Source organism: Pseudomonas sp. EL_65y_Pfl2_R96 (genome assembly GCF_963970905.1).
Taxonomy (GTDB): domain Bacteria; phylum Pseudomonadota; class Gammaproteobacteria; order Pseudomonadales; family Pseudomonadaceae; genus Aquipseudomonas.
The window spans coordinates 1-11152 of record NZ_CAXAQH010000057.1; the positions used below are offsets into that span (position 1 = coordinate 1).

8 protein-coding genes are annotated in these 11152 nt (G+C 57.3%); all 8 read left to right on the forward strand.

The genetic code is table 11. The annotated features are described in order from the left end of the window. The first annotated feature begins 34 nt into the window (after positions 1-34). Positions 35-964 carry a carbamate kinase gene (arcC, locus tag AACY49_RS28925; RefSeq protein ID WP_339527575.1) on the forward strand — a complete coding sequence of 310 codons (930 nt, stop codon included), beginning with the start codon at positions 35-37 and terminating at the stop codon, positions 962-964. A 52-nt stretch (positions 965-1016) separates the two neighbouring features. Then, complete coding sequence (locus AACY49_RS28930; RefSeq protein ID WP_339527576.1) at positions 1017-1379, forward strand: DUF5064 family protein; 363 nt, start codon at positions 1017-1019, stop codon at positions 1377-1379. A gap of 84 nt (positions 1380-1463) precedes the next feature. Beyond that, complete coding sequence (locus AACY49_RS28935; RefSeq protein ID WP_339527577.1) at positions 1464-2654, forward strand: cation:proton antiporter; 1191 nt, start codon at positions 1464-1466, stop codon at positions 2652-2654. 225 nt (positions 2655-2879) lie between these two features. Then, a complete protein-coding gene (locus AACY49_RS28940) occupies positions 2880-3968 on the forward strand; it encodes an efflux RND transporter periplasmic adaptor subunit (protein WP_339527578.1) in 1089 nt (362 codons plus the stop codon). Continuing rightward, on the forward strand, positions 3965-7174 hold the full coding sequence (locus AACY49_RS28945; RefSeq protein ID WP_339527579.1) for an efflux RND transporter permease subunit: 3210 nt from the start codon (positions 3965-3967) through the stop codon (positions 7172-7174). The genes AACY49_RS28940 and AACY49_RS28945 overlap by 4 nt, the downstream gene beginning before the upstream one ends. Before the next feature lies 1 nt (position 7175). Next, positions 7176-8609 (forward strand): efflux transporter outer membrane subunit, encoded by a 1434-nt coding sequence (locus tag AACY49_RS28950; RefSeq protein WP_339527580.1) that lies wholly within the window; start codon positions 7176-7178, stop codon positions 8607-8609. Between the two features lie 644 nt (positions 8610-9253). Then, complete coding sequence (locus AACY49_RS28955; protein ID WP_339527581.1) at positions 9254-9718, forward strand: hypothetical protein; 465 nt, start codon at positions 9254-9256, stop codon at positions 9716-9718. Between the two features lie 11 nt (positions 9719-9729). Continuing rightward, positions 9730-11152: Orn/Lys/Arg decarboxylase N-terminal domain-containing protein (locus AACY49_RS28960; RefSeq protein WP_339527582.1), on the forward strand; the 1423-nt coding region annotated here is incomplete at its 3' end.

Genomic DNA, 11152 nt, shown 5'->3' on the forward strand with positions numbered 1-11152 from the left:
ACGGGGATCACTGAACTCTTGAAAGGACTGCATTATGCGTATCGTCGTTGCTCTGGGCGGTAACGCCCTGCTCCGCCGGGGTGAACCCATGACCGCGGACAACCAGCGCGCCAACATCCGCGTCGCCGCCGAACAGATCGCCAAGGTCCATCCCGGCAACCAACTGGTGATCGCTCACGGCAATGGTCCGCAGGTCGGGCTGCTGTCGTTGCAGGCGGCGGCCTACACCCAGGTTTCCGCTTACCCGCTGGACGTGCTCGGTGCCGAAACCGAAGGCATGATCGGCTACATCATCGAACAGGAACTGGGCAACCTGCTGGACTTCGAAGTGCCGTTCGCCACCCTGCTGACCCAGGTCGAAGTCGACGCCAACGACCCGGCGTTCCAGAGCCCCAGCAAACCGATCGGCCCCGTCTACTCCAAAGCCGAAGCGGAGAAACTCGCCGCCGAAAAAGGCTGGGCGATCGCCCCGGATGGCGACAAATTCCGGCGCGTGGTGGCCAGCCCGAAACCCAAACGCATCTTCGAAATCCGCCCGATCAAGTGGCTGCTGGACAAAGGCAGCATCGTGATTTGCGCAGGCGGTGGCGGCATTCCGACGATGTACGGCGCCAGCGGCAAGCTGCAAGGTGTGGAAGCGGTGATCGACAAAGATCTGTGCTCGGCGCTGCTGGCCGAACAGCTTGAAAGCGATCTATTGGTGATTGCCACCGACGTCAACGCGGCGTTCATCGACTTCGGCAAACCGACCCAGAAGGCCATCGTTCAGGCACACCCCGACGAAATGGAAAAACTCGGCTTCGCAGCAGGCTCCATGGGACCGAAAGTTCAGGCCGCCTGCGAGTTCGCCCGCCATACCGGCAAAGTCGCGGTGATCGGCTCACTCTCGGACATCGAGGCCATTGTTCAGGGCACGGCGGGCACTCGTATCAGCACGGCGAAACCTGGCATCAGCTACCAATAAAAGAACGCTGAGGCCAGCCCTGACTCAATGTCTTTTTGAAGGAGACACAACAATGGCTACCTTTGAAGCCGGTCATCTGCACATCGAGCGCCACGCGCTGAACAAGGACGATGTCAGTTACAACATATGCATCGACTATGAAGTCCACCAGGATCCCAAGGAAGGTAAAGGCATGCTGTTCACGATGCACGGCAATATCCAGGGCAGGGAGATGGAAGAAAAATTCTTCCTGCCCAAGGACCAAGCCTACAATTTTGGTAGCAACGTCACGCAAATTGCAGAGAAGTACGGCATACCCAAGATGTACAGCGCCATCGGTTCAATGCACAAAAACTACGATGTGATGTTCGAAGATGTCAGGGTACAGCTGGATATGAAGTCGGGTGACCCGGTCAAACCCGAGCATCTGGAATAACCTGACTTTTCTGCGTTTTAAGCGCCGAGTCAGAATGGCAATGATGCCATTGCCGTAGCATCAACCTAGACAAGCAGGTCATCGATGTATCAGAACTTAGCCCTGCTTGCCGCTTTCCTCCTGACCTACAGCATATTTGCGGGGCGTTTCGAGTCACGTCTGCTCAATGGTCCGCTCATGTTCATGCTTGCCGGTCTGATTCTCGGCCCGGCGTTTCTGGGGATTCTCCAACCTCGGATTGACAAGGACGGCCTCAAGATCCTGGCAGAACTGACATTGGCGATTGTTCTCTTCAGCGATGCAGTCAACGCCGACCTCAAGGTTCTAAGAGCGCACCAAGGATTGCCGCTGCGCTTGTTGATGATAGGGCTACCACTGACCATGCTAAGTGGTTGGTTGGTCGGCATTTGGCTGTTCCCGCAGGTACCCCCGGTGGAATTGGCAATACTGGCGACCCTTCTGGCTCCCACCGATGCTGCGTTGGGTAAGGCCGTTGTGAGCAATCCCGAGGTTTCGGCGTCCGTGCGTGAAGGGTTAAACGTGGAGAGCGGGTTGAATGATGGCATCTGCGTTCCAGTACTGTTGATGTTCCTGGCCCTGCTGGTCGAAGAGCAGACGCAGTCCCCCCTCTCGCGGGCAGTGGAGTTGGTTGTCGAGGAGTTGGGCATCGGTGCAGTCATTGGTATCGCCCTTACGCTTATCGCCTGGCTGTTGCAGCGTCACTCCGAAAAACACCATTGGCAAACCCCCATGTGGTCACAACTGACACTGCCCGGGTTAGCCATTCTTTGCTTCGCCACAGCGCAAGCATTAGGCGGTAGCGGGTTTATCGCCGCGTTCGTCGGCGGGTTGTTCGCAAGCTATTTGTTTACCGAGCAAAAACATCACCTGCTCAAGGCCAGCGAAGAATTCGCCAGCCTGTTATCGGTCATTACCTGGGTCGTATTTGGCGCGCTGGTCATCCCTCGAGCCTGGAGCAGTCTTACCCTGAACATCTGGCTCTACTCAGTGCTCAGCCTGACCGTGATTCGCATACTGCCTGTGCTCATCAGCCTGGCAGGGACTCGCTTCGATTTCGAAACCCGCCTGTTTATCAGTTGGTTTGGCCCGCGAGGTCTGGCAAGCATCGTCTTTGCCGTGATGATATTGGACTACCCTCTACAAGCCAGTCGTACCTTGGTGGCTACCGCTGTCTGTACCGTTTTACTCAGCGTGCTATTACATGGTCTGAGTGCCAATCCATGGGTTGCTCGACTGGCTCGTCGTAATCATTGATTTCAGTCAAATTTGCCACCTTTTGTTGGTTCGCATTGTGAAGACATAGTGGCTACGCTTCTGTACGAGTGACCTTTACGGAGCATGGGCATGGGCGCAAACATGAACGTTGTCAGACAGCTCGTCTGTTTGCCCATCGCTATTATGATAGGGGTCTTAAGCCTTGTTGCCGGTTGCGGCAAAGAGCCTACTACCCTGGCCCGTCAAGCCCCCAATGTAACGGTCATGACGGTCACCGCGCGCGATACCCCGGTGACGTTCGAATTCGTTGCCCAGACACAGAGTTCCCGCGAGGTGGAGATCCGCGCCCGGGTTGCCGGCTTCCTGGAAAAGCGGCTGTACACCGAAGGCGATTTGGTGAAAAGCGGGCAAACGCTGTTCCAGATGGACCGTAAACCTTTTGAAGCCTCGTTGCTGTCGGCGCAGGGCCAATTGGCTCAACAACAGGCACGCTGGGAAGTGGCCAAGGCCACACTGGCCCGTGTCCGTCCCTTGGCGGCGCAGAATGCGGTCAGCAAGATGGATCTGGACAATGCCGTCGGCGATGAGCGTCAGACCCGGGCCGCCGTGCTTGCCGCCGAGGGCACGGTTCGAACCGAGCAGTTGAACCTCAGTTACACCACCATCGCCTCCCCCCTCACCGGCCTTTCAAGTTTTGCCAAAAAACAGGAAGGCAGTTACGTCACGCCAGGTGAATCCGGGCTGCTGACCACCGTCTCACAGATGGACCCGATCTACGTCAACTTCAGTCTTTCGGAAAACGAGACGCTCAAGTACCGCGACGAGATTGCCTCCGGGCACCTCATATTCCCTCTGCGCAGTGAGTTTGTCGTAGAAGTGGTGCTGGCCGACGGGTCAGTGGTACCTGACCGTGGTCGCCTGAATTTTGCCGCGCCCTCTTATAGCCAGGACACTGGCACCTTTCTGGTCCGCGCCGTGGTGGCCAACCCGAACGGCCAACTGCGTCCCGGCCAATTCGTACGGGCGCGGGCAATCGGAGCTTCCAGGCCGAACGCCATTGTGGTGCCGCAGAAGGCCGTGCTGGAGGGTGCCAAGAGCCACTTCGTCTGGGTGATCAATGCCGAGGGCAAGCCCGAGCAACGCGTTGTCGAAGTGGGTGACTGGCATGGCGATGACTGGTTCATTACCCAAGGCTTGCAAGCGGGCGAACGCATAGTGGTCGACGGTGCGATCAGAGTGACGCCCGGAGGGCCGCTGAATATCATATCCCCCCCTCCCCCCGCGCAGGCAGGCGAGACAACGGCGAAACCGACAGCTGCCAAATCGGCGCAAGACACTGGGCGCAGCCCATGAGCATTTCGCACTATTGCATTGATCGCCCCATCTTCGCGTCGGTGATCTCGATCATCATCACCTTGGCTGGCGCAGTGGCGATGGCTAAATTGCCGGTCGCCCAGTACCCGGATATTACGCCACCGCAAATTACGGTTTCAGCGACCTACCCGGGTGCCGATGCACAGGTCGTGGCCAATAATGTGGCAGCGCCTATCGAGCAGCAGGTCAACGGCGCCGACAACATGATCTACATGAACTCGTCGAGCTCCGCGACGGGCAACATGACCCTCAACGTCTTCTTCGAGATTGGCACCGACCCTTCTCTTGCCCAAGTGGACGTGCAAAACCGGGTCAATCTGGCCCTGCCGCAATTGCCCTCCGCGGTTCAGAGCCAGGGTATTCAGGTACAGAAAAAATCCTCGGCGTTCATGATGGTTCTTGCCGTGTATTCTGCCGGCGACCGCTATGACAGCACCTATGTCGCCAACTACACCAACCTCTACATTCTGGATGCGATCAAGCGTATTCCGGGCGCCAACCAAGCCAGTATTTTTGGCACACCGGACTACGCCATGCGGATCTGGCTCAAACCCGATCGAATGGCCCAGTTGGGGATTACTGCCGCTGACGTGCAGAAAGCGGTCACCAACCAGAACCAGCAATTCGCCGTAGGCCGTGTGGGTCAATCCCCGACGGGCCAGGCCGTGGAACAGTCTTTTGCCGTGACCACCAAGGGACGCCTGACTGAACCTGCGGAGTTCGAGAACATCATCTTGCGCGCGAGCAATGACGGGGCTGCCATTGTTCGTCTGAAGGATATTGGTCGAGCCGAGCTCGGGCAAAAAGACTACTCCCTGCGCAGCACCTATCAAGGACGTCCCGCCACATTGATCGCGGTGTATCAACAACCGGGGGCAAACGCGCTCGACGTCTCGGCAGCCGTGACGTCAACCCTGGCGCAAATGAAGACGACCTTTCCCGAAGGGATCGAATACAAAATCGTGATGGACACCACCGCGTTTACCCGCGCGTCGATTTCCGAGGTGATACACACCTTTTTCGAAGCGTTGGTGTTGGTGGTCGTGGTTGTTTTCATCTTCCTGCAGAGCCTGCGCGCCACGCTGATCCCGGTGCTCGCCGTGCCGGTGTCCATTGTTGGCACCTTTATCGGCATGTCGGCCCTTGGGTTTTCGGTGAACATGCTGACGCTGTTTGGCATGGTGCTGGCCATCGGCATCGTGGTGGACGACGCCATCGTGGTGATTGAAAACGTCGAACGCAATATGCACGTGCACAAGATGAACCCCAAGGAGGCGGCCAAACGCGCCATGGATGAAGTGGCCGGTCCCGTGGTGGCCATCGTGCTGGTGCTGTGCGCGGTGTTCATCCCGGTGGCATTCATGGGGGGAATCACTGGCCAACTCTACAAACAGTTTGCGATTACCATCGCCATCTCCGTGGTGATCTCCGGCCTCGTGGCCTTGACACTTTCGCCGGCCTTGGCGGCCCTACTGCTCAAGCCCCAACACGGCGAAAAAAACGCTTTTTTCCGCTGGTTCGAGCGCAGCTTCGAACGCATGACCGAGGGCTACTCACGCTCGGTGGCGTTTATGATCAAGCGCTTTGTCCTGGCGTTGTTACTCTTTGCCGGCATGATCGCTCTGATTCTGCTGATGGCGCAGCGTATTCCCAGTGCCTTCCTTCCACCGGAAGACCAGGGTTATCTGCTGGGGGCCGTAATCATGCCCGATGCCGCGAGTCTGGATCGCACCGGCGAGGTGGGCAAAGTCGCCAGTGACTTCTTCATGAACGATGAGGCCGTCGAGGGCGTCGCCATCGTTAACGGCTACAGCCTGCTCGACGGCCAGAACAAGAACAATGCCGGCGCCTTTTTCGTCGGGTTCAAGGATTTCGAGGAGCGCTACAAGGACTCGCAAACAATCAAGGAACAAAGTGCCCCTGCGGTGATTCAGAAAGCTGCCCGTGCTTTTTCCACGGTACAGGGCGGGATCATTCTTCCGGTCAATCCGCCATCCATTCCCGGCCTGGGCACTACAGGAGGCATGGAGGTATGGGTTCAAAGCAAGGGGGACGCCACCGTCGACCAATTGGCTGAGATGGTCGGCACCCTTGTCGCAAAAGCCAAACAGCGCCCGGAACTCGGCGCCATTACCTCCACCTTCAACGTGTTTTCCCGGCAATTGCTGGTCGACGTAGACCGAGAAAAGGCAGAGACGCTGGGGGTGCCGGTGGAGGACGTCTACAGCACCATGCAAACCATGTTCGGCTCTCTCTATGTGTCTCAATTCAATAAATTCAGCCGCCTGTGGCAGGTGATTCTGCAGGCTGAACCGAGCTATCGACTCAAGGCCGAAGACCTTCAGCAAATTTATGTGCGCAGCAAAAACCTTGGGATGGTGCCACTCAAAGCCCTGCTGACCACCCGCTACGTCACCGGTCCCGACCTGCTGACCCGCTTCAACAACTTCCCGGCGGTCAAACTCACCGCCAACGCGGCACCCGGCTACAGTTCCGGCCAAGCGCTCAAGGCCCTGGAAGAAATCAGCGCTGAAATCATGACCAACGACTACGCCCTGGCCTTGAGTGGCGAAGCCTTCGAGGAGAAAAAAAGCGGGGGAGCCTCCTCTCAGGTGTTCATCTTCGGCCTGATCATGGTGTTCCTGATCCTGGCGGCTCAGTACGAGAAATGGTCCCTGCCCGTCGGCGTATTGCTGGCTGTACCCTTTGCATTGTTCGGTGCACTGCTGGCCGTTCTGATCCGGGGGTTAAGCAATGACGTTTACTTCCAGATCGGCTTGACCATGCTGATCGCCCTGGCTGCCAAGAACGCCATTCTCATTTTCGAGTTCGCGGTACTGAACCGCGAAAACGGCATGTCCGCCTATGATGCGGCAATGACGGCCGCCAGGGAACGTTTGCGGCCTATCGTGATGACGTCCCTGGCGTTCATTTTGGGTTGCGTTCCGCTGGCCATTGCCGTCGGGGCATCCGAAAACAGTCGACACTCCATTGGTACCGGTGTGATCGGCGGGATGCTGGCGGCGACCGTCATCGCCATCTTCTTTATCCCTCTCTTCTACTACCTCGTTGAACGTATGACTGAGAAAAAAGGCGCGGTCAAACAGACAACCCCGCCGCCCTCGCTATCGTCGCCCGGTGAGATTCCCGGCGGCGCCCCCCTGCACAAACATGAGGGGGATTGAGATGCGCACACGCCATCTCCCGTTGTTGATTTGCCTGGGCTTGACGGGCTGTATGCTCGGTCCGGATTACCAGCGCCCGGCCACAGACGCCCCTGCTGCCTATCGCTATGCGGAGCAGGAGGCCAACAATCTGTCCAACACCCTGTGGTGGGAACAGTTCAAGGATCCGGTCCTGAATGACTTGATCCGCAGTGCGCTGGTCGAGAATAAAGACATCAAGATTGCCGCCGCCCGGGTCGAGGAATTCCAGGGTCGTTACGGTGTGGTGCGCTCGCAGATGTTTCCGCAAATCGGCGCCGCCGCGCAAGGCAGTCGCGCCAGGGCACCGCGCGACAACGGCCCGGTGCCATTGGATTCCGGCGTCGACCCGATTTACAAAAACTACCAGACGACCCTCAATGTGAGCTGGGAGTTGGACGTCTGGGGTCGTTTACGGCGTCTCAATGAGTCGGCGCGTGCTGACTTGCTGGCCTCGGAGGAAGGTCGGCGTACGGTTATTCTGAGCCTGGTATCGTCGGTGGCATCCAGCTACATAGCGCTACGCGATCTTGACCGGCAGCTGGAAATCGCCCGCACCACCGCCAAGGCCCGTGGCGACTCCTACGGAATTTTTAAGCTGCGCTTTGGCGCCGGCACCATTTCCGAAATGGAACTGGCGCAAAACCTCTCCGAATTCCAGCGCACCCAAGCTTCTGTATCGCAATTCGAGTCCCAGGTGGCGCAACAGGAAAACAATTTGGCGGTGCTTCTTGGACGCAATCCGGGACCGATCATCAGAGGCCGTGATCTGACGCAACTGACCCTGCCATCGGTCCCCGCCGGGTTGCCGTCGGACTTGCTGGAGCGACGCCCCGATCTACGTCAGGCCGAACTGGACCTGATCTCCGCCAATGCCCGTATCGGTGCCGCCAAGGCGCTGTACTTCCCGACGATATCCCTGACCGGGCTGTTGGGCTCAGTCAGTAACCAACTCTCGAATTTGTTCACCGGGCCGGCCGCCACCTGGTCCTATGGTGTCGGCGCGAGCATGCCCATTTTTACCGCTGGCGGGATCGCCGGTCAGGTCCAACAGACCGAGGCCTTTCAACAACAAACCTTGCTGGTCTATCAGCAGTCGATTCAATCAGCCTTCAGGGATGTTGAAAACGCGTTGGTGGCGGCGAGCAAATCCCGCGAGCAAATGGCTTCCCAAGCCAGTCAGGTCGAGGCGTTGCGTACTTACACCAGGTTTGCACGGCTGCGCTACGACAATGGATACACCAGCTACATAGAAGTCCTGGATGCCGAACGGAGCTTGTTCGATGCCGAGTTGAATTACACCCAGACCCGGGGTTCGGTGTTCACCGCCATGATCGATGTTTACAAGGCGACAGGTGGCGGTTGGGTGACCGAAGCGGACAAGCTGACGGCAACCGTCAACGAAAAAAGACCATGATCAGAATGCCGCCCGCCAATATTCAATGGAGGTGGCACACGTGCTGGAATCCGACACGCGGTATTGGGGCTATTGGTAAGCAGTCCAGAAGGGTTGATTTTTATCAACAGCTTGCCGGTTATTCGAGTACAGACTAAAAAACAGCAAGATCAACAGCACGAATGGCTACCGTCATCGTACTTAGAGAACAAAGGATGACTCCGCACAGGTCAGGATGATTGAAACCCTGCATCGCCGAGCGCCGTAAATGAACATTTATATTGAGAAAGATCCTGTACAGAATCTCTGGCGGGTTCACATGGATCGGTGGGTTGCAAGTTTCCGCAGCCTGTCTGGAGCTGAGTCATTTGTTGAGCGATTGAGTTCAAGAATTAATGCACCTCATTCGCTGGGAGCAACTGGGAATAATTCTCTGTTTTCTAATAATCAGCCGCTCGATCAGCACGCTGTATCTGGCTCGGCAAAGACGCCTTCTCACGCTTGATACACAAGGATTATCAGGGTAATTGAGAAAAAAAATACCGACTGATCAAGATGGTCTATACCCAACATTGCCAGTTATTTTAATCAGGGTTTTTTAAAGTAACCCGCATATTTACCCCCCCTTAAAAGCAGGTGCTCGCGCGCCAGCTGGAGGTAATGTTGTGCACTACTTAAAGATCGCCGCCAGCAACTCGGCTCATGATTGCTTTCGCACCTCCAGAGCGATTGTTGCTCTCGATAAAGCCGACATCTACAAGCAACTGCAAGACGTTTTGTTGCCGGTAAATGGCGTTTTCGACCTCCCGCGCAACAACGCCGAATACGATGGCTACCCACTCGAGACCGCGGCGAAGTCTTATGAAGGCACCCTCCTCCCGCCCTTCTTTAATACGCTGAAACAGTACTCCGAGGCAGCCAACGCCTTGCTCATCCCGGGTGATCTGGGCCTGTTCGACCGTAATAACCACAAGTCTGCTCACCAAGGCGTCCTGATCCAGGCGAAGACATCAACCGTGTGCCCGGCTTCACCCCGGAACTGCAAGGCGTTTATCTCAAGCAGGAAGGTGGACGCACCGGTGCCTTTTGCTATGCCCTCAAAACCTGAGGTATCTCCCGCCACGTTCTAAAGGAGACTCCCATGAGTCGCTCGCAAACGCAGTTACCCGCCGATCTGGCGCAGCGCTATCCTGTGTTGATCGTGGCCAATGCCCTGGAAACCGACGACAACATCCTGGTACGCAGTGTCCAGTCCATCGCCAGCGTGCTGCATGAGCATGAAGTGGAAGTTGAATGGGTGCGGTCCCTTGATGAAGCCGAAATCGCCATCAAAGCCAACTCGACCTACTGCTGCGCGATCATTGGATGGGGCCTGTGTGAGGATGCGCCTGATCAGGCCCTGCAACTTATCCGGCTGATGCGCCGGCGAACGGCCCAGCTACCGATCATGATCGGCATGAGCCAGGCTCATCAGAGCCGGGTTCCATTGGCATTCATCGAGTGCATTGACGGGTTTATCTGGCAGCCCGAAGACAGCGCCGAATTCATTGCCGGGCGCATAGAAGCAGCCGCCCGCCGCTATCTGGATACCATCCTGCCGCCGTTCTTCGGTGCACTGGTCAACTTCGCCGATACACACGAGTATTCCTGGCACACCCCTGGCCATACCGGCGGCACGGCATTTATGAAGACCGCCGTCGGGCGTACGTTCCTCGATTTCTATGGCGAGCAGATGCTGCGCTCCGACCTCAGTGTTTCAGTCGGCGAATTGGGTTCGTTAAATGACCACTCGGGCCCGGTGAATGACGCTGAAAAATTCGCGGCTCGGGTCTTCGGTGCCGACTTCACCTTTTTCTCGGTCGGCGGCAGTTCGGCGAGCAATCAGATCGTCCTGCATTCAGCGGTGACCGACGGCGATGCCGTGTTGGTCGATCGCAACTGCCACAAGTCGTTGAACTATGCGTTGAATATGTCGGGTGCGGTGCCGTTGTACTTACGCCCAAGGCGCAATGCGCGGGGCCTGATCGGGCCGGTGCCCCTTTCGGAACTGACCCCGGCTGCCGTTGCCGGCAAACTCGCTGACAGCCCATTGGCCACCAATAAACAGGCCCGCCCGGTACTCGCGGTGCTAACGAACTCGACCTACGATGGCCTTTGCTACAACGTGCAAACCACCACCCGCGAGCTGAGCCAGAGCGTCGACCGCATCCACTACGACGAAGCCTGGTATGCCTATGCGCGCTTCAACCCGCTCTACGAAGGCCGCTATGGCATGCACCGTGGCGAACGCCATCCGGACGACGCCACCGTCACCGTCACCCACTCCACCCACAAGTTACTGGCTGCGCTTTCACAGGCCTCGATGATCCATGTCCGCTCGGGCAAGGTTGAGGTCAAGCCGGCTCTGTTCAACGAAGCCTTCATGATGCACACCTCCACGTCACCGCAGTACAGCATCATCGCTTCGATTGATGTTTCGTCGAAAATGATGGATGACGCAGGGGGCTACCTTACCGATGAGTCCATCGACGAGGCCATTGCCTTTCGCCAGGCCATGGCTCGCC

What these genes read in the sequence shown, in the direction of transcription:
- arcC (WP_339527575.1), top strand. Translation starts at nt 35, where the DNA reads ATGCGTATCGTCGTTGCTCTGGGCGGTAACGCCCTGCTCCGCCGGGGT.
- AACY49_RS28950 (WP_339527580.1), top strand. Translation starts at nt 7,176, where the DNA reads ATGCGCACACGCCATCTCCCGTTGTTGATTTGCCTGGGCTTGACGGGC.
- AACY49_RS28940 (WP_339527578.1), top strand. Translation starts at nt 2,880, where the DNA reads ATGACGGTCACCGCGCGCGATACCCCGGTGACGTTCGAATTCGTTGCC.
- AACY49_RS28945 (WP_339527579.1), top strand. Translation starts at nt 3,965, where the DNA reads ATGAGCATTTCGCACTATTGCATTGATCGCCCCATCTTCGCGTCGGTG.
- AACY49_RS28935 (WP_339527577.1), top strand. Translation starts at nt 1,464, where the DNA reads ATGTATCAGAACTTAGCCCTGCTTGCCGCTTTCCTCCTGACCTACAGC.
- AACY49_RS28930 (WP_339527576.1), top strand. Translation starts at nt 1,017, where the DNA reads ATGGCTACCTTTGAAGCCGGTCATCTGCACATCGAGCGCCACGCGCTG.